General features: G+C 63.6%; 11 protein-coding genes and 1 tRNA gene. 10 read left to right on the forward strand and 2 right to left on the reverse strand.

Annotated elements, in window-relative coordinates; translation table 11 throughout:
- Positions 1 to 5: 5 nt before the first annotated feature.
- Positions 6 to 1634: a flavin monoamine oxidase family protein gene (locus AC1DOM_RS01645; protein ID WP_498959574.1), complete on the forward strand. Its 1629-nt coding sequence runs from the start codon at positions 6 to 8 to the stop codon at positions 1632 to 1634.
- Here AC1DOM_RS01645 and AC1DOM_RS01650 read toward each other — a convergent pair.
- A complete protein-coding gene (locus AC1DOM_RS01650; protein ID WP_498959576.1) occupies positions 1564 to 2217 on the reverse strand; it encodes a hypothetical protein in 654 nt (217 codons plus the stop codon). The two genes, AC1DOM_RS01645 and AC1DOM_RS01650, sit on opposite strands and share 71 nt — an antisense overlap.
- Positions 2218 to 2265: 48 nt before the next feature.
- Between AC1DOM_RS01650 and AC1DOM_RS01655 the strand changes: the two genes are divergently transcribed.
- The 8 genes from AC1DOM_RS01655 to AC1DOM_RS01690 all read left to right on the forward strand — a co-directional run bounded on the left by AC1DOM_RS01655 (position 2266) and on the right by AC1DOM_RS01690 (position 14042).
- On the forward strand, positions 2266 to 3105 hold the full coding sequence (locus AC1DOM_RS01655) for a hypothetical protein (protein WP_498959577.1): 840 nt from the start codon (positions 2266 to 2268) through the stop codon (positions 3103 to 3105).
- Positions 3102 to 4589 (forward strand): DUF2779 domain-containing protein, encoded by a 1488-nt coding sequence (locus AC1DOM_RS01660; RefSeq protein ID WP_498959579.1) that lies wholly within the window; start codon positions 3102 to 3104, stop codon positions 4587 to 4589. Before AC1DOM_RS01655 ends, AC1DOM_RS01660 begins: the two co-directional genes overlap by 4 nt.
- Before the next feature lie 73 nt (positions 4590 to 4662).
- A tRNA-Ile gene (locus tag AC1DOM_RS01665) sits at positions 4663 to 4738 on the forward strand.
- 179 nt (positions 4739 to 4917) lie between these two features.
- Positions 4918 to 6129, forward strand: a complete 1212-nt coding sequence (locus AC1DOM_RS01670) for a tyrosine-type recombinase/integrase (RefSeq protein WP_498959581.1) — start codon at positions 4918 to 4920, stop codon at positions 6127 to 6129.
- Between the two features lie 33 nt (positions 6130 to 6162).
- Positions 6163 to 7032, forward strand: a complete 870-nt coding sequence (locus AC1DOM_RS01675; protein ID WP_498959583.1) for a hypothetical protein — start codon at positions 6163 to 6165, stop codon at positions 7030 to 7032.
- Positions 7033 to 7202: 170 nt separating this feature from the next.
- On the forward strand, positions 7203 to 8033 hold the full coding sequence (locus AC1DOM_RS01680) for a hypothetical protein (RefSeq protein ID WP_498959585.1): 831 nt from the start codon (positions 7203 to 7205) through the stop codon (positions 8031 to 8033).
- Positions 8026 to 8853 carry a hypothetical protein gene (locus AC1DOM_RS01685; protein WP_498959587.1) on the forward strand — a complete coding sequence of 276 codons (828 nt, stop codon included), beginning with the start codon at positions 8026 to 8028 and terminating at the stop codon, positions 8851 to 8853. Before AC1DOM_RS01680 ends, AC1DOM_RS01685 begins: the two co-directional genes overlap by 8 nt.
- 11 nt (positions 8854 to 8864) lie before the next feature.
- Positions 8865 to 14042, forward strand: a complete 5178-nt coding sequence (locus tag AC1DOM_RS01690) for a hypothetical protein (protein ID WP_498959589.1) — start codon at positions 8865 to 8867, stop codon at positions 14040 to 14042.
- 344 nt (positions 14043 to 14386) lie between these two features.
- Here AC1DOM_RS01690 and AC1DOM_RS01695 read toward each other — a convergent pair whose 3' ends face one another.
- Positions 14387 to 15208 (reverse strand): hypothetical protein, encoded by an 822-nt coding sequence (locus tag AC1DOM_RS01695; RefSeq protein WP_498959591.1) that lies wholly within the window; start codon positions 15206 to 15208, stop codon positions 14387 to 14389.
- Between the two features lie 325 nt (positions 15209 to 15533).
- On the opposite strand from AC1DOM_RS01695, the gene AC1DOM_RS01700 reads away from it, so the two are divergent.
- Positions 15534 to 20030: an NACHT domain-containing protein gene (locus AC1DOM_RS01700; protein WP_498959593.1), complete on the forward strand. Its 4497-nt coding sequence runs from the start codon at positions 15534 to 15536 to the stop codon at positions 20028 to 20030.
- The last annotated feature ends 56 nt before the right edge of the window (positions 20031 to 20086 follow it).

Raw genomic sequence — 20086 nt, forward strand, 5'->3', positions numbered from 1 at the left:
CCGACATGAGCCGTAGCCGCACGATGAGTGAACTGCTGCGCATCGCCCGCCTCGCGGAGCGTTGCGAGCGCACCGGCGAAAGCGCCGAGGAAGCGATCGGCCAGGAAGGCGTGCAGAACGAAGACCGTCGCCGCCTCTTCCAGGGCGCGACCGCGGGCGCCGCGATCGCGGCGGCCGGCGCGATGGCACCGGGCGCATGGGCCGCGGCAACGCAAGCCGTGCGCACGGTCGTCGCGAAAACCACCAACACGCGCGGCGTGGCCGTCATCGGCGCCGGCATCGCGGGCCTTGCGTGCGCGACCGAACTCGCGCGCCTGGGCGTCACCGCACGCGTGTTCGAAGCGGGCACGCGCGTCGGCGGCCGCATCTTCAGCCTGCGCGGTTTCTTCCCGGGCCAGGTGGCCGAACGCGGCGCCGAATTCATCGGCACCTCGCACCACGTGATGCTCGGTTACGCGCGCCAACTGAACCTGCAGCTCGAGCCCTTCGCCCGCGCCGGCGTCGAGAAATTCCACTTCGCCGGCCGCGCGTATTCCGAATCGCAGGTCGTCGACGAATACCGCGCGTTCGCCGCGGCAATCGGCGACGAACTCGCGCGTATCAAATCGCCGACCGCCGACAATCACATCGAAGCGGCGACTCTGCTCGATCTGATGAGCCTGTCGGACTTCCTCGATCTGTACGGCGCCGGTGATCTGCTGCGCGCGATGATGCAGGCCGCGTGCGAAGCCGAGTTCGGCGTCGAACCGGGCGAGCTCAGTGCGATCGCGTTCCTGCGCTTCATCCATGGCGATCGCCGCACCAAGTTCGGCGCGTACAACGATGGTCGAGAAGATCACCTGCATGTCGCCGGCGGCAACGACCTGATCGCCACGGGCCTGGCGGCGAAGCTGCCGACGCCCGTCGCGCTCGGCCATCGCCTGGCCGCGGTGCGCAAGACCGCCGGTGGCGCGGTGCGCCTGACCTTCGCCGTCGCGGGCCGTTACGTCGACTACGACCACGATGCGGTCGTACTCGCGCTGCCCTTCAGCGTGCTGCGCAAGGTGGCGTTCGATTTGAGCGTGGAGATGCCGGCATACAAGCGCCTGGCGATCGACCAATCGCGCACGGGCGACGCGAGCAAGTTGATGCTCGGCTTCAACCAGCCGTACTGGGCCACGCGCAACAATGCGAACGGCACGGTGTCGGCCAATCTTCCGCGCCTGCGCAACACCTGGGAATCCAACCCCACGCACGGCGCCGCGACGCGCGCGGTGCTCACGCACCACGTCGGCGGCGCGGCCGCACGCGTGCTGCGCCAGGAAACGATGCAGTCCGACGCGAAGGCCTTCCTCGGCGACCTCGAGCGCGTGCTCCCGGGCGCCGCCACCGCCGTCCGCCGCGACGCGAGAGGCAACCTGCAGGCCGCCGTGCACAACTGGTCGCTGGACCAGAACGCGCTCGGTGCCTACCCCGCACCGCGCCCGGGCTACTTCACGACCATCGCGCACAACGAAGCCAAGCCGATCGGCAACATCTACTTCGCCGGCGACCAGACCAGCAGCTTCTACGAGTGGCAGGGCTTCATGGAAGGCGCGGCGTTGTCGGGGTTGCGTGCGGCGGGTGAGGCGGCGGGTTTGATGCTGGGGCGCTGATGGGGGAGACCACGATCCCGCAGCTGTTGTACCGGGCGAAGCGGTCCTGATCGTGCGTCCAACCGGTCGGCATGCGGTCGCGAAGGCTGATGCCGCCGTGCCGCGCCTTGTCGTCGAATCGCGCGTCTTCGTCCTTGGTGATCCATGCCAGCAAGGTCCACTCGCGAATGATCCGCGCGGCTTGCCAGGCCCGCGGATGCTGTCGGAAGAGCGCTATGACTTTGGGCGTGAGACCTTGCATGTCCTGCTCGGAGAGCACGAGCGGGACTGCAGCTTGCGCTCCGTCGCTCGTGGCCCGGAGGTCATTCAGCACGAGCGTGCGAACGAGGCGAACCGGAATGGCGTGCTCCTTGACGAGCCCGAACTTCTCCCAGTGCTTTGTCTGGTCGCCCTTGATCATCCGGGCCCCCTCGCTCGCGTACTGAACGCCGTTCCTGCCGGCTGCGCAAAGTGTCGCCATTCGCACTGCGTGCAATGCGTGGGCCTTGGTCACCGTGGTGTCCTGCAGTTCGTCGATCAGCTTGACGGCCACGCGGCAGTGCCAGAAAAAGTTCAAGGCCTCGGCGGGCCTGGCGGTTTCCATGCGCAAGTTTCCGTTGTTGTGTAAAGGGCTGCCTCGTTCAAGCATGGCATGAACAACGATCAGGGGAATCGATTGGGCAACGAACAGAAATTGCGACACCGCCTCGGCGTCACCGAGGACTACGTCCACTATTGCCGCGAGGAACGCAACTTCGCGGCCGTGTTGTATCACCTGCTCCTGGATGAGCAGCGCCTGCGTGCATTTCTGGATTTGATCGGCGTGGAGGCGGTGGACGGTAGCGAGCCGCGCGCCTACTTCGAGTACGCGCACCCGCGCGACCTATGGGCGGAAATGGGTCGCCGCGAAACGGAGGCGGACGCGCGCAACCAACGTTATCGCGAAGCCATCGTGGCGATGCTGCAATCGCCGCACGTGGCGCTGCCGACGGACTGCAAGGCATTCAACGAATTCTTCATCGGGTTAGGGTCGAAGGCCGCGTCTGCGAACCACATCCAGATGCCTGCACGTTGGAGCGACGCGCAGTTCGATGCGTGGTGCCAGGCCGGCGGCCGCAGGTTCGCGATGCGCGCCTGCATGTTGAAATGGGCATTCAACGCAAAGCCGGACTTGGTGCTGCACCTGGGCGACGACAGGGTTGTCTGCATCGAAGCGAAGCTCGAGTCCGGCGTGGGCGCCTACCGCGCGGGCGAGGGGAATCCGCTGGGTGGCTTCGACATGACGCAGACGCAACTGCAGGAATTCATCCTGCAGGACCTGCTGGGATATGAAACGACGTTCGTGATCGTTTCCAAGAACCTGAAGGGCCGAACCGACGCGCCCTGGCGCCGCTACACCTGGCACGAAGTCTTCGAAGCCATGCTGCGCGAACCGAGCGCATCGCGGATGGTGAGGGAGTTCCGCGCGTCACGGTTCATCCAGCCGGCATGAGCCTTCCCTGGCTGTCGAAATCCCGCGTGCAGTCCGGCCGCCAATGCCACAAGCGCCTTTGGTTGGAGCTGCACGACCCCAAGGCCGCGCGATGGAGCACTCCCGCGCAAGCCCGACTCGACGAAGGCACGCGATTCGGCGACTTGGCGCGCGCGTTGCTCGGCGGTGGCCACCTGATCTCCGCCGATCACCTGCACGTGGACGACGCGCTTGCGGAAACCGCGGCCCTGTTGGCGCAACCCGATGCGCAGGCGCCGATGTTGTTCGAGCCCGCCTTCTCGCACGAACGGGTTCGCGTGCGCGTGGATGCGTTCCAGCGCCACGGCGACTGCGACACCCTGATCGAGGTCAAGTCGACGACGTCGGTCAAGACCGAACATGTCTGGGACTGCGCGATCCAGACGTGGGTTGCGCGCGGCGCGGGCCGTAACGTTACCCGTGTCCTGCACGGGCATGTCGACACGCGATTCGTGTACGAAACCGAAGGCGATTACCGCGGCTTGCTGAAACTCGTGGACATCACGGCCGAAGTGGAGGCGTTGATCCCTCGCATCCCCGGGATTGTCGAAGCGCTGAAGCAGGTCGCGCTGGGCCCGATGCCGGCGCTGGCGACGAGTGGTGCCTGCTTCACACCGTACGAGTGCCCATTCCTTTCGCATTGTCGGGCGTCGGAACCGGAAGGCCCGGCGTTCTCCGTGCATTTGCTGCCGCGCGCCGGCGCGTTGGCCGACCGGTTGGCGAGTGCAGGCTATCTCGATCTTTGCGATGTGCCGGAGAGTGAACTTCCGAATCCACTGCATCGACGCGTCGCATCGGCGACGCGCACCGGCGAGACCTTCGTGTCGGACGATCTGCCACGCCTGTTGGCCGACATCGACTACCCGCGCGCGTACCTGGATTTCGAAACGATCGTGTTCGTCGTGCCGCGCTGGCTGGGCACGCGGCCGTTCCAACAGTTGCCGTTCCAGTTCTCCTGCCACACGCAGACGCGCGATGGCGCGATGCGACACGCGGCCTTCCTCGACCTCACCGGCGCCTCGCCCTTGCAGGGATTCGTCGAACGCCTCCTGGATGCCGTGCCGAGTCATGGACCGGTGATCGTCTGGAACCAGGGTTTCGAAGGCGCGCGCCTGCGCGAACTGGCCGTGTTGTTTCCCGAGCACGCCGAAGGCCTGCACGCGATCGTCGACCGGCTGGTGGATCTGCTGCCGATCTATCGAAAGCACTACTACCACCGCGACATGCGCGGCTCCTGGTCGATCAAGTCGGTCCTGCCGACCATCGCGCCGGACCTGGATTACAGCGCACTCGAGGTCGCCGATGGCAGCGAGGCGCAGAAAGCGTATCTGCGGGCCTCCGATGCCGCGACATCGCCAGGGGAGCGCCAGCGATTGCGCGCCGGGATGCTGGCGTACTGCGAGCGGGATACGTGGGCGATGGTTCGGTTGGCGGGTGCGTTTGTGGTGGCGACTGCGGAGGACTGAAGCGACGAATGACCCGACCCCACAGGCCTTCGTGGAGACGACGCGACCAGCTTCTGTAAGATGCGCTCGCGACGGGCCTGTAGCTCAATGGTTAGAGCAGAGGACTCATAATCCTTTGGTTCCAGGTTCGAGTCCTGGTGGGCCCACCACATAGATGTCCGAAGTCATCCAAGCAAGTCCAAGTAGCGACCATTAACCCTGCAAATTGCGGGGTTTTTTGTGCGCGCCTGTCCTGAGTTGTTCGATTGAATCCGGCATAAAAGTGAGTCACGCTGTGAGTCAGAGGGTCGGCCATGGGGTCGCTGACTCACAAACGGCTGACTCACACATGCTCACCGACACCAAATTGCGCACACTCAAGCCGCGCGAATGTGCCTACCGAATCGCAGACACCAACGGCCTGTGCATCGAGGTGCGCCCCAGTGGCGCGAAGGTCTGGCGATATCGATATCGACATGCGGGCAAGCCCAGCATCATCACGATGGCGGAGTACCCGGTCATGGGCTTGGCAGAGGCTCGTGTCGAGCGCGATCGCCTTCGTGCCCTGGTGAGGGGTGGGGGCAGTCCCGCGAACGCGGCCAGGATCGAGCGGGCTGCGAAGATCGAGCAGGCGGCGACGACGTTCGGCGCGATCGCGGCCGAACTGTTGGCCAAGCGCGCAAAGGAAGGGTTGAGCTCCGGTTCGGTAAAGCGCGAGCGCCGGCTGATTGAGAAGGACATGGCGGCGGTCAGCGGAATGCCGATCACCGACGTGACCGCGCCGCTTTTACTGGCGTCGTTGCGGAAGCTGGAGAAGCGGGGCGTAGTCGAGACGGCCCATCGGGCTCGATCGTTTGCCGGGCGTGTGTTCCGGTATGCCATAGCTACGGGGCGAGCGCAGGCCAACCCGGCAGGCGACCTAGCGGGGGCGCTGGAGCAGCCACAGACCAAGCACTTCGCTAGCGTGACCGACCCTGCAAAGATCGGTGACCTGCTCCGAGCCATGTACGCCTACCGCGGGTCTCCCGTGACCTTGGCGGCTTTGAAGTTGGCGCCGATGCTCTTCGTGCGCCCAGGGGAACTGCGAAAGGCGCGATGGGCCGATATTGATCTCCGCGCGTCGGAGTGGCGCTTCATTGCCAGCAAGACCGGAACGCCGCACATCGTTCCTCTTTCGTCTCAGGCGAAAGAGATCCTGGAAGAGTTGCTGCCTATAACCCGTCGCAGCGAGTTCGTTTTTCCGGGTGTCAGAAGTGCGAAGCGGCCGATGAGCGAGAACACCATCAATGCTGCGTTGCGATACTTGGGCTTCAGCGGTGACGTCATCACGGGACATGGCTTCCGGGCGATGGCGCGGACAGTCATGGACGAAGTGTTGGGCTTCCGGCCGGACTTTATCGAGCATCAGCTGGCGCATGCAGTACGAGATCCGCTAGGGCGCGCGTACAACCGGACTGCACATTTGGTGGAGCGTAAGAAGATGATGCAGGCGTGGGCCGACTATCTTGATCAACTGCGAGAAGAGTCGAAGAACGTTATTCCCATTCGGCGAGCGGGATAGGGGCCCATCGCAATGAGAATCGAGTCATCTGTTGTGCAAGGTCTGGTCGAACAGGCGAGCCGATTGCAGCTTGCCGCCATAGCGCCGGCGGACTGCGGGCGCATAAATGTCGCAGCGGAGCTCCAGGCCACACGCGAACGCTTAGCCCAACGCATTGATGCGCATCTGCAGCCTTGGTTCGTCCTGCTGGACGAGAGCATTCAATTTTTCGTGCAGTTCGAGCGCTTTCTGTACGAGTTTCCGCTTAGCGGCAGCCTTGTAAGTTTCGCGGTGACCGTTTCTAAGCTCAAACGCGATGTCATCTCGATACGCGACCTGCTCGCCATCGGTCAGGATATGACCGCGCGGGTTTTAGCGCGCACGTTCATCGAGGACATCGAAATCGCCATGGCGCTGGCACTGAGCGATGAAACATGCAATGCCTTCGCCGCGACCCCTGACACGAACGAGTTCTGGAACAGACACATTGGGTATGGAAAGGTGTACGACAAAGTGCATCAGTACCTTTTGGCCTGTGGCACCGAGGTAGAACGGTCTAGGTCGCTCGTCGATAGGCACCGTCAAGCTAAGAAGATGTTCTCCGAGAGCACGCACGGTGGACGCCAGTCCTCGCTCATGAGTGCGTTTGCGCCGTCACTGACGGATAAGGAGGAAGTGCACTTCTTATCCCTTGGTGCGCTGAACTACGCCACGGCGCAATTGGCACTTTTCGTTGCACAGGAGACGCATGCGTTTGCGGGTTCCATCGTCAAGGGAACAATGGTTGCTGACCCATTGCATCTTTTCAGGGGCTTTCCCATCACCGGCCGGTATATGAATGCCGTCGGCTCCGCCTATGTACTTCAAGAGCTGCTGATCCGCTATGAAGACGAGTTGGAGAACGAAGAGACCAGATTTGCTTGAACGGATGACCGGGTGAAAAGCAACGGTCTAGTGGCAGGCTTCCTGCCATGCACGCCCCGTAGGTGTTGTCTGCGCAACGCGCGCACGGATCAACCGCGTCGTAGCGCGCACCTTCGAAGGGGATTCCGGAGATAATCTGGTAAAGCGTTTTTCGGCGAGGGTATGGGGCGTTGTACCGCGTAGACTTCGAACTCGAATTGCCGGAATCGTGGCCGGAAGACGTGCGTCGTGTAGTCGAGGATGGGCGCGACGCGCTGGTGGCCTACCACCACGAGCGTCAGCGTATCGATCGTCTCGGCCGGAATGACTTTCGGGTGCGCATCGATCCGCCCGCGAACGCGTGCCGACCGGCGTACGGCGTCCTGGTCGAGCGCACCGAGGCACTGCTGCGCGGTCATCGACTGGTGGGCTATCACTGCACGCGCCTGACACCCTCGGAAGCGCTCAAGATTCGCACCGACGGATTGCGTGCGCTGTCGCCGGACCTGGTACAGGCGCGACTCGAAGCACTGGTACAGGCTGGGCTCATGACACCGGCGCAGTACCGGTTTTTCCTGGACAGCCCCATGGTCCAGGCGCACCTGGCCAATCGCCACGGCCATCGAACCGATAGGGTGTGGCTGTGCCCTAACCGCTCGAGCCTGCGCGACGCTTCGGCGGTTTACCGTCTCTTTCGCTCCTGGGGCGGCGAAGCGCTGTACGCCGGCTTCGAAGACGACGCGGCCGTCGCGGGCGTGCTCAGTGACCTGGGCCAGCCGGCGATCGTCAAATGTGCCGTTCCCCTGCCTGTTGACGACTTGTACGGATGCCGTGCGGCCGAGTTGTTGTCAAACGCGGTACGTGCGCAGATCGCGCACCCCGAGCCGTCACCGTCGTTCGATTTGAACGTGCCGCGCGACTTGGAACCGTCCGAAGTGATTGACGTGATTGCGTTCGAAGATCCGCGCTTTGAAGAGCTTACCGGCCATCGGAAATGGCCGACGGACTATCGCCTTGGCTGAAGACCTGCCTGATTCTTTGCCCTTCTTCGACCGCGACGCGTGGCGAGCGTGGTCGCCGATGGTGTACCAAGTGGTCGAAGCCCACGTGCCGGCGGAGGTTCTGGCGCGCTTCTCTGATGAGGTCGAGCCAAGCTGGATCGACTGGCTCGAAGAGAACTCTCGCGCTACAGGCCGCGCGTGCGATCTCGTTGAGAGTGTGCGTGCTGCGCTGCGGGTTCACTTCGCCGGCATTCGCGTGTTCCACGGCACGCGGTTGACGTCTCTGGAAACCGTCGCCACACGTGGCTTCGTCGCGTGGGATGAAGCCGCCCTGGTGCAGGCGGCGCGGGAGCGCTTCGGAGGGGTCTTCCATGCGCAGGCGCTCGAGAGTGCAATCGCCCAGGCTCGCCCGGACGTGCGGGCGGGCGCGGTGTACACCTTCTCGGCTCTGAGTGCTGCCCTGGAGGTGCACGACGACGACACCGTGGGGACAATCCCGGCCTTCTCGGCGGCGGGCGGCGAATGGTTGCGGGCGGTGGCCAGGCATCTAGACGCTGACGTCGCCGTGGTCCCCACGACCGGCTACTTGTTCGCGCTGGACATCCCCTGGCGGCTGTGTTCGGGCGACACCCAGCGGTTGATCGCCCAGCACGCGCTCACCACCAGTCTCATTTCTGCGCGCTTGGACTGCTCCCGCTATCGCATGGCCTCGGGCCTCGAATGCGTGGACATCCGCTCCGATGTCCCGGCCTCCGCCATTGCGGCCTTTTGCGAAACCGACGGGCTGGTAGGCCGCCCGATCCGGCCCGACGAACTACGTTGGACACCGTGGCGACCCTAGAATGAACGCCTATGTCCAGCGAGCCCTATCCGGATCGTTCCCCTCCCCCGCTCCGCGTTACCAGCGGAGCGGGGTTCGACTTCGAAGATCGCGTTGGCGCCTGGCTGCTGATGAAGATGCTGATGGGCGAACCGGTGCCGGCCATTGGCGGTCGAGGCTCGACGCTTCAGGCGCAGGTCGCCGCGTTGGGCTGGAAGATCGATGACCTGCTAATCACCAGTCTCCAAAACGATGGCTCGGTGCGTAAGCTGGCGCTGTCGTGCAAGGGCAACATCCAGGTATCGGGGACGGCGCTTCCCACCAGCTTTGTTCTGTCCGCGTGGGCCCAGTGGCACCATCCCGACCATCCACTCTCAACGTCCAATGACCACCTGGCGCTGGTCACGGCCGCTCGGCATACGGAATTCGAGGCGACGTGGCGCGAGGTCAAGCATGCCTGCGCGGGACCGGATGCGGCTTTAGGCTTGGCCCGCATTCGCGAAAACGCCAGGCAGTCGCAACTGTTCGACAGCGTACAAGCGAAGGCCCCCAGCGGGCAGGCGTCGGATGAGGAGACGCGCAAGCTGATCCAACGCCTAGACGTGTTGCCGCTCGAGCTGCACGCGGTCGATGCCCTGCGCGAGAACGAGGCGATTGGTCAGTGCCGTCAGCTGTTGGTATCCGGCGATCTGTCCGAGGCCGAAGAGCTTTGGGAGCGCTTACTGTCCATGGCGAAGAAAGCGCGGCTCGAACACGGGACCATTCCCGTGCTCGACGCGTGGGAGCAGCTGCGCGTCGCCTTTGCCCTGCGTGATCACCCGGACTATCGATCGGACTGGGAAGTCCTGTCACGGTATTCGGCCGATCAATCCGCGAGCATCGCCACCGCGCTACCGAATGGTCATCGCCTGGCGCGCGCGGACGAAGCGATCAAGCTGATCGAGGGCCTGCGTGCCGACGCGGTGTCCATCGTCATCGGCGAGTCGGGCAGCGGCAAGTCGGCGCTGGTCAAGAGCGTGCTCGATGCGCAATGGTCGACCGCCGCGCATCTTTGGTTGGGACCGGAGGCCGCGGCCATCGTCGCGTCCGCCGTAAAGCGCGGCGCGGTCGGCCTGCGGCATGAGCTGCGTGAACTGTTGCGCGCCACCAACGCGCGCGAGAATGTGCTGGTGTTGGACGCCGCCGAGCACCTGGATGCCGCAGCCCTCGCGGCTTTGGTCAAGTCGCTGTCGAGCACTGCGGTGGGTGACACCCCGGATCGAGTCGTGCCTTGGCGCGTAGTGGTGACCACGCAGCCGCGCGGATTGCCGTTACTGACGACGGCCTTTTCCAAACATGCCACTCGCTTGGTCGAAGTGGGTCCTTTGTCGGCCCTGGACGTAAAAGAAGCAGTAGCGGCCTCGCCCACCTTGCAGTGGCTTACGAGCCACGAATCCACAATCTCGGCACTGACCAGCCTCAAGGCGCTGGCTTGGGTGCTAGGCGCGGGGGCGGGACTGGCCACGCCCACAGCATCGTTTGCGTCCCACATCGACGTCGTGGACGCGCTGTGGCGGTTTTGGACGCAACACGATCTCGCAGCGCAAGCGCTGCTCATGCGGCTGGGAGTACGGGAAGCGGACTCGGAACTCAGTTTCCCGATCTCGACCCTCGATGCGGGACAGCTGCAAGCGTTTCAAACGAGCCAGACAACCCTGCCCTTGCGGGTCGATTTGGCCACCAATCACCTGCGATTCGAACACGACTTGGCCGCGGATTGGGCGCGTTTCCAACGCCTCAAGGAACTGTCGAACGACCCGCAGGCGTGGGCGCCGCTCGCAGCCAATCCCTTGTGGACCAATGCGCTGCGGCTACTCGGGCAGCACCTACTTCGCCGCTGCGCCGGTAGCGGAACCGCGTGGGACGAGGCGTTCGGTCTCAACAGTCCCCACGCAGGACTGGTGCAAGGCATCTTGTTCGATGCCATCTGCCTGGATCCCGAAGCCCACCGATTTTTGACGGAGCGAGCGGACTGGCTGCTCGACGACCACGCTAAACGGTTCGACAAGCTGCTCACGCGATTTCTCCACATCGCCACCGTGCCCGCGCAAGCCATCCAGCCGTCGACCGGCTGGTTCGAGCTCTACGCCGAGACACACCGCCGCGCCATCGTGATTGGGCGCTGGGTACCCATGCTGCAGTTCGTCCTGGCGCAGCACGACAAGCTCGGGGCAATGCTGTCTTCCCCGCTTGCCCGATTCACGCACAGCTGGCTGACGCAAACACCGACCACTGTGGGCGAAAAGCAACCGACCCCCTTCCGACAGGAACTGGCCGACCTGGCATTGGCGGTGGCGCGGACGATCCAGGTCCACAAGGGAGTGGGCGACATGCTGATCGACCTAGAACCGGACTTTTATGCCGCGGCGCTTGCGGGAGCACCTGATCGGCCTGAAGCGGTATGCGCGTTGGCGTTGGAATTGAGCGGGCGCAAGCCGATCGATGGCGAGACGACCTCTCGGATCGAAAAGATTCGCGCGCAGCGTCTGGCTCAGCACGAACAGCGTTTAGCGGCCGATCCCGCGCTTCGTGCACGTCACGAAACCGCCCGCAAAATGGGAATGGTCGGCGCCCCGGTGCGGCAGAAGCTGCCGCCCTGGCCGATCGGCGCCTCCCACCCCGTCGATCGGGACTTTCGCAAGGCCTGCTTCAAGAATGGTGCGCTGGAGCCGCTGATGCGCGTCGCCCCGGGCATCGCCGCCGAAGTTTTGCTGGCACTCATCGTAGAGGACAAACCCGAACGCGAGTTCGATGCCGGTCGCCATCCGTACCGTGAACGTTTGGGCTTGGACTATCCAGTGGATTCGTTCCCCACAATCTTCTGGAAAAGTCCGTTCTGGCCCTTCCTCCAGATCGCTCCTGATCAGGCCACCGCCGCGCTGGTGCAACTGGCTGCGTTTTGCACCGACCGCTGGACCGAAGGCGCATGTGGTTCCAGTGTCGCCCTACCGGTGGGGGGGACGGACCACACCTTCGTCGGGGACGCGCACGTACTGGCCTGGTCGCAGACCATCTCCGCGCCAACGGGAAACCTGCATTGCGCCCTCGATAGCCTCGAACGCTGGCTGGTGACCCGGATGAACGAGGGCCTGGACGTGTCTTCTCGGGTCAGCCAGTTGCTGTCCGAATCGCAATCCATGGCGATCCTCGGTGTTCTCATCAATGTGGGTAAGCATCGCCCGGCGCTGTTCACCGGCCCGTTGTCGCCCCTATTGGCGAAGCCCGAGCTCTATGCCTGGGATAGCTTTCGGGTGGAGCATGTCGAGCACAACTTCGCAGGCAATTTCGTCTCGTCCGGCGATCAGCTGTTCGAGCTTGCGAAACATTGGGTACTGGCGCCACATCGTTGCGTCGAATTGGTCGAGGTTGCAATCGGGCTGATCCTTTCTCATCCAGCCTTGGCCGACGTTGTCCTCGGATGGACGACCGAGTGGACCGTCCCCGAGGACGTGAAAGCCTCCTTGGAGCAAAGCTTCACCGCCGCGCGCCTAGACACGGCGAATTACCGCCGGAATGACCAGGGCGAACTTGTGTTCGTGCTTCCCGTAGAGCTCGCGCAACAAGTGCAGGCGTGGGAGCAAACCCATGCACCGGCACGCATGCAGCTCACGGTGCCGGGCCAGTGTCAACAATTGCTCGATACTGGCCAACCTATCAGTGACCAGCAGGCCACCGCCCTGTGTGAGTTGCTGGCAATGCCGCCGCACGAAGAACCGTGGGTGCAACGGCGCTTTGAACGCGCCATCGCAGCCACTGTCATGGTGCTCGCACCCAAGTGGTTGGCGCGCAACGCGTCGGCGCAGAGCAAGATGTTTTCCATTTTCGACGCTGCGCTCGCGTCGTTATCCAGCACCGCCGAGGAACTGCGTAGCGGACGATTCCCAACCACCCACACGGGACTCGATTTTGTCGCCTTGGCGTTGACGCGGCAGTGGGCTTTGGAGGCGACCCCTGAATCCAACCAGCGCGTGGTCCGGCTGCTGACCAGCGGTGATCGTCTAGCGTCACAAAGCACCGTAGCCACGGCATTTCGCTATCGAGACGCGCTTGGAGATCGTTGGTGGCGCCTATTGCATGTCGGGGTGCTTTGGTCCGCGCTGAGCATGCTGGCGCCTCGCTACGGGGACGTCGCCGCCGTCGAGCGGGTGTGGGCGCATTGGTGGCGGCGGCTACGCGACGTATCCCTGAGCGTGCCTAGCACGCCCGAGGCGCTTGATCTCGCGCGCGTCGACGCCGGGTGCGCACGGCTCATCTATCGCCGCCAGCTGCGAGCGCACCTGGCCGATTCGTCCCGAAGGCCCCCGGATCATCTGACCGGAGGCAGCTTGGATACGCAAGCACTGGATGACCTGTTCGACTGGTTGTTGCGAGGACCCGGTTCCGGGAACCACGCGGTGGACCTGGCCTTGGTCTCCCGGTTTTGGGCGCTGGAAGTCGAACACGCGCGCGAGCGCGCCGATGATGATGGCGAGATCCACATGTCCGGTCAGTTTGCGTACAACGTCGTCGAAAGGCTCGCGGCCCTTTCGCTCAGCGAACCGAGCGGCGACCCGCGTGTTTGGCAGCAAGTATTGGAACTCGGGCCGGCCGGCCATTTCACCGTCCAACATTTTGTCCGTGCGCTATTTCTGGGATTGTCCAAAGGGGCGGACCCGCAGCGCTTCGAAGCGCTCAGGCAGGCACTGGCGGACTACGCACTCGCTGCCAATTGGAACGAGCCTCGCCTGTGGTTCTACGGCGACCAGATGCGACGAGCGATTCTCGGGTTCGGCTACGAATGGGTTCTCGACAAGCTCCCGGCGGAGGCGGCGCTACGGATGCGGGGGACGCTCGCGACCTGGGCGAAGACCCACCTCAAGCGCGAAGACAATCTGGCGGGCTTGTGCCACTTTCTGGCGTCGCCCTTCGGTGCCCCGCTCCGATCTGACGGCCTGCTGTGGATCAAAGCCGCACTTGAAGCCCCGAATGCCGCCATTGGGTTTCACCGCAGCGGCAGCGGCGACGCGCTCGTCGACCTGATACTCACGATCTTGCAGAACGATGTGGCTGCCTTGCGAAAACGCATTGACGCACGCGCCGCGCTGCTCGACATTGCTGCGGCCTTGGCGTCCGCGGGCCGTCCGGACGCGCTCACCCTCCAAGACCGGTTGCGCACAGCACTGATGAGTTAGCAGGGCGCTGGGTCCGACACGATCGCCGCTGCGCAGCGGCCATGGCTAGTGCAGCCCAGAATGAATTCGATCGGGAATTCGGGGGCTTTACTTCCATCGGCTATGCCGACCTGGGATTCAAGCCGCAACGTGCCTTCATTGAGCATTCTCCTGAAGACAAGCGCTTGCGATGGTTCGAAGAAAACTCGCGATACGGTAGGCGAAGTCCACCTGACAATGATTCCCGAGCGCTTGCGAAGCGATAGTGACGGACCTGATTCAATGTCCGCTTCTGACCGACAGCGGACTCCGCGCAGCGCGCGTGGGGTCGAATAGCCTACGCACGTACTACTGCGGTCGCGCATCTAACGCAGTACACGGAGCGCTTGATCCGCAAAACGGTTGGCGTGCGCAATCGCAGCCGCGTCGTTCCATCGCTGGTACCGCTTGAAGTAGTGGTCGTAAAAGAAGTTTCGGAAGTTATGCTCCCGTCCACCGCCTGCGTTCCTTGCCTTTCGCACCAGCGCTTCGCTTTTCCCGTCGATGTTTAGAATCTCCTCGACTGTGAGCTGATAAGCGTCGCTAATAACCATCGCAAATTCACGCGCCGCACGCGCATGAAGAAAGAAGTCGTCAAATGCAACTGCGTCTGGGGAATTTGGAGCGCCACGAGTTTGGTAGCTTGTCTTTAGGTAAGCCCGCGTGGTCTCGGTAAATGCATCGTAAGCCGCGACGGCGGGACGATTGCTGCTGCGGGGAGGGTGGACGATCTCATTCCTGAGCAAGCGGTAATACTGAAGAACCTCAAATTCAACGTACGTATCTAGTCGCTTTTCCCCCGAGGGTTGATTAGCAGCCAATTGTTCGAGCGCGCCAAGGGGCCGTTTGATGCCATGGGTAGCCCATGAGGGAGGCTGCTTGTACTTACGAATTTCCTTTATCAACTGGCGAATAATTCTGTCGACGGCTGTGAACACCAGCACGGCGTACCACCGCGGAAGCTCTGCCGACACCTCGCTGAACTCGCTAAGCGAAACATTGATGCCGTGCCGTGAAGCAACCGACTTCATATGCGCCTCAGTGCCGGCGCCGGAATTCTGTGCTAGTACCGTCAACTCTCGGACGGCAAGTTCATTGACGAGAATAAACTGACCCGTCTTTCCGAGAGTCTTATCGATCCGCGCCACCGCTGGAAAAAGCGGGTGCTTGGCGGAAAATCCAGGCCCAGGAGGCAGTCGCCGGTTTTCTATAGGCCGTTGAGCCATTGGACGTGTTCCCTTAGTCGATGGGGAAACATTGAGTCTATAAGAAGTGCTCGGGACGCTTCCCTCAGCGAGAGCGAGATCACTGCGTCCACAAGTGGCGCGAGGCCTAACCGACGTCTGCTTCCGACCCAAAGCAGACGTCCCCCGGCGTGCGAAACAAACGGGTACGCTAGTGGCAGGGCAACCTTTTCGCGCGATCGAGGTTTGTGTGGGGCTCCCTGCTATTCGCTTCACCCATATCCGACCCTTGGATGGGTCGCAGCACACTGCATTCGAAGAGGTCTGCTGCCAGCTGGCCGCAGTGCAGCCCGCACCGAGGGAGTCGGCGTTCGTCCGTAAGGGGCGCGGCGGCGACGGCGGGGTGGAGTGCCTGCGGCGTTATGCAGACGGGTCTGAGCATGGGTGGCAAGCCAAGTACGTCTTCGCCTGGAGCGACAGTCTGGCCACCCAGCTGGATGACTCGATCGAAACCGCGCTCCGAGCGCATCCTCGACTGACGCACTACACCGTCTGCATACCGTTCGATCTGCCCGACGCCCGATCCAAGCGTGCGAAGAGTGCGCGTCAAAAGTGGGACGACTGGCGTGCGCGCTGGATGGACGGTACACGCGCCGACGGGCGGACACTGACGATCGACCTTTGGGGGCAGAGCCAGCTGATCTCACAGCTGACCTCCGACCCGGACCGGATGGCCGGGCGGGTCTTGTACTGGTTCGATGAGGCCGGGTTCTCAGACGCGTTTTTCAGGACAAGCTTCAACGCGGCGCGCGCGACGCTGGGATCGCGCTACACACCCGAGACGAATATCGAACTGCCGATTCGCCGGGACTTCCTCTCCTTGGCGAGGGACCCGTCATTGCAGGAAGAGGTCGACCGCTGGCTCGTCCGCATCGGTGATGCGGGGACATCCTCCATCCGCGAGATCCAACGCCTGGGATGCGCCGACGACGCGGGCCACGTGGAACGGCTGCAGGGCGCGATCGACCGCGCTGTCGACGCGTTTCGGATCCAGCCGACAGGTGCAGACGAACCGTTCCCCATCGGGCAATGGCGTGCTGCCGCCGAAAGCTGTGTGGAATCGGCACGCGCCGCAGTCCGATGGGTGTACAGCCTGAAGCTTCCGCCTTCGAGCGGACCTGCTCGCGGCGATCCCCGGTCAGCCGCCATCCACCAACTGCGCACGCTGCTCGACGCTCTCGAGGAGGTCGTGGATGCGCTAACTGGCCGTCGCTGGGGGCTTGCCAACCAGCGGGCCGTCTTGCTGACTGGGCACGCTGGAAGCGGGAAGTCGCATCTGCTTGCAGACGTCGTCCAGCATCAGGTGGGGCGTGGCCTCCCCGCGCTGCTGATCCCCTCACACCAGCTCGTCGATGCCGAACCGTGGCATCAGATCCTGCGTCAGCTCCATCGCCCGCCGACGGAAGAGGTCTCTCACTTTCTCGGGGCGCTCGACACGGACGCCCAAACGCGGGGCGTGCGCGCGCTCATCTGCATCGACGCATTGAACGAGCGCCATGGCATCCATTTCTGGTACGAGCGCCTCCCCGCATTCTTGGCTGCTGCCCAAGCATTTCCGCACGTCGCCATCGTCGTCTCATGTCGGACGACGTACGTCCCGCACGTGGTGCCCGAGCAACTGATCGGCTCGACCCTCCACGTGATCGACCACCTAGGCTTTGGCGACGACCCGTCCGGTGCGGCCGCCCAAGCGTATCTCGATGCGCGCGGGATCGTTCGACCGGGTGTGCCCAGCCTTCTGCCCGAATTCAACAATCCACTTTTCCTCAAGACCTGTTGTGACCTGCTGGAAAAGCAGGGCGTGCGGGTCTTCCCCCGTGGCTTGCGCGGGGTCACGGCGATCTTCAAGTTCTATTTCGACGCCGTGGCAACTCTGATCAACCGGCGCTTGGGGCTCGACCCCCACGCCGAGCTCATCCCGAGGGCGATCGCCGCCTTCGTCGATGTGCTCGTTGAGACCGGCGTCAGCTACGTGGACAAGGCCGTGGCCTATCGGGTGTTGGAGGACGTACGCCCCTCTGGCGGACGCCTTGCCGACAGCCTGCTGTCCCAACTGGCCTTGGAAGGACTGCTTTCCGTCGAGCCCGTCGACGACGACGCGGGACGATCGGTCGAGCACGTCCGGTTCACCTTTGAGCGCTATAGCGATTACGCGATCGCCGAGCGCGCCCTCGACCGCTGGCTCGATAACTCCGATCCACTCGCATCCTTTGCCCCGGAGATGCCGTTGGGGGCGATGGCGTTCGGCGACGAGAACTACCTGCGCGCCGGTGTCGTCGAGGCGCTTTCCGTTCTGCTCCCGGAGCGCACGGGCGTCGAGCTGATCGAACTGGCGCCACGGTATGACTCTACGGTCGTCGCTGGGTTTCGCGACAGCCTCTTGTGGCGAGTCCAGACGGTCTTCTCCGACCGGACTTACGAGCTGCTGGTTCAACACTGGTCCGACGAGGTCGTCGACGACATCCTCCTCTCGATCGGCACCGAGCCCGACAACGCCTACAATGCGCGGTTCGTCGATCAAAAGTTACGTGCGCAGACCCTTCCGCAGCGCGATTCCACGTGGTCTGTCTCGCTCGCTGCTCGCGGCTTCGAGGGCGAAATAAAGACCTTGATCTCTTGGGCGCTGACGGCTGCAGAACACCGCATCGAGCCTGAGCGCGCCGAGCTCGCGGCGACGCTGCTCACATGGTTTCTCACGACGCCGCACCGGACGGTGCGCGATCGGGCGACGAAGGGCCTGGCGGCGCTGCTCGCAGATCGTCTGGACCTCGCGGCCGAGCTGCTCACCCGTTTCCGGGACGTCGACGATCCCTATGTGATCGAGCGCCTGCTTGCAGCTTGTTATGGCGCGGCCCTGCAAGGCCGGGGCAAGCATCTGGCGGATCTGGCAGGAACGGTGGATCGACTGGTTTTCGCGCGCTCACCCGTCCTGGAAGACATCCTTGCACGCGACCATGCCTTGGGCATTCTGGAGTATGCGGCGAGCCGATCGATGCTTCCGCCGGGCCTCGAGCTCGACGCCCGCCGCCCGCCGTACACGAGTGCATGGCCCATCGAATTCGTGCCCGACGAGCTCATTGAGACCTACGTGGAGGAGGGCAAGCACGGTCCGTTCAGCGACAGCATCGTGAGTTCGACGATCAACGATGGTGACTTCGCGCGGTACATCATGGACCGCCGGGTCGACGACTGGAGCCCCGCCCCCATCAGGGCTCCGCGGCTGCCGACCGCCGCAGACCAGTACGGCGCGTGGGAAGCTAGATTTCTCCGGGATGCCACGGCCGCACAGCGCGCGGCCTTTGATGCGGTTCTGGCGGCCGCTGATGCGGTCCAAGGGCAGGGTGCGTACCAGAAGAGCCCCGAGATGGATGCATGGAAGGCCGCCCTGCAGGCGTTTCGCTCGACGCTCCATGGGGTGGCATGGGAAGCCTTTCGGGTCCAGGGACTGTCCTTCGTGCGTTTCGGGCGGGGGAATAGGTGGATGGACGGCCAGCTGGCGACCTTCGATACCAGCTGGGCACGTCGCTGGGTGTGCAAGCGCGCTCACGACCTTGGTTGGACCTCGGAGCTGTTCGCCGACTTCGAGCGAACCTTCGTTGAGTATGGTCGCCGGGAACACCGGATCGAGCGGTTCGGGAAAAAGTATCAATGGATCGCGTTTCGAGAGCTGTTGGCGCGGATGGCCGACAACCTCGCGTTCATCGGTCCATTCCGCGGCCGAAACCAAGTCCTCCCCGTATTGTATGAGCGGGCGCGCCAGGTGGATGTCCGCGACATCGATCCATCGTTGCTTCTCACTCGCACGCACTACGACGATTGGCGCCAGTGGCCTTCGACCTGGTGGAGCCCGGTCACTTCGCAGCTGCGCGCGGCTTCGCTCCCAGCACGTCTGGGATGGCTGGACTCACCGCAGGACGTGCTGACGGGGTCGCACCTGATCGACGTCACGGAGCCGAACTCCGGAAAGAAGTGGCTCGTGCTGTCGTTGTTCGCCGAGCGCTCGGGCAAGGGGCTGGTCCGCGGCGAGCGCGAATCGCAAAGGCGAACGTGGTACCGCGTGCGCTGCGTCGTCGTGCCCAAGAACGATTTTGCCGAGCTCCAGAGGGCCTTCACGCGGAAGACCATGGTCGATGTGGACAGCTTCGAGCGCCTCCACCTAGGGCACGACATCTACCTCGGCGAGTTCCCTTGGCATCCCGACCTGGCCGACGAAGCCTCGTGGTCCAGCCGCGGTCCGCGTCACGCCGGTCCGGCGTCGGCCAAGCCCACGACGGTCGAGTACCGATGCGAAGCCAGTGGCTTTGACCAATCAATTGATCGCACGGTCGGATTGGAGCTACCGGCCCCCTGGCTCGCCCAGACCCTTGGCTTGCGGATGGTGAGCGGCCGACGTCCTTGCTTCGTGGACCAAGCCGGGCACATGGCGTTCTTCGACCCGTCCGTGGAACAGCCGGGTCCTGCGGCGGCCCTGGTGGATCGCGCCGCTTTCTTCGAGATGCTGCAACGCGAGGGGCTCGAAGCCCTATGGGTCATCAGCGGTGAGAAGGATGTCTGGAGCGGCGCCACGCACCGCCAGGAGCTGGTCGGTCGCTATTCGCACACCCAGTGCTACTGGTGGGACCAGGAGTGGAAGAGCTCGAAGCGCCACGAGGAGTCCGAGCGCGCTGACGCCAAGACACTGGAGACCTGGTGGGTGCAAGCTGAAGCGTCCGGCGACAGCGAGTAGGTGGAGCCCAGAATATAGGCGAGGGTTTGCGTTATGCCGGCGACCTAACCACGGAC

It is taken from the genome of Lysobacter sp. P5_B12 (genome assembly GCF_056400425.1).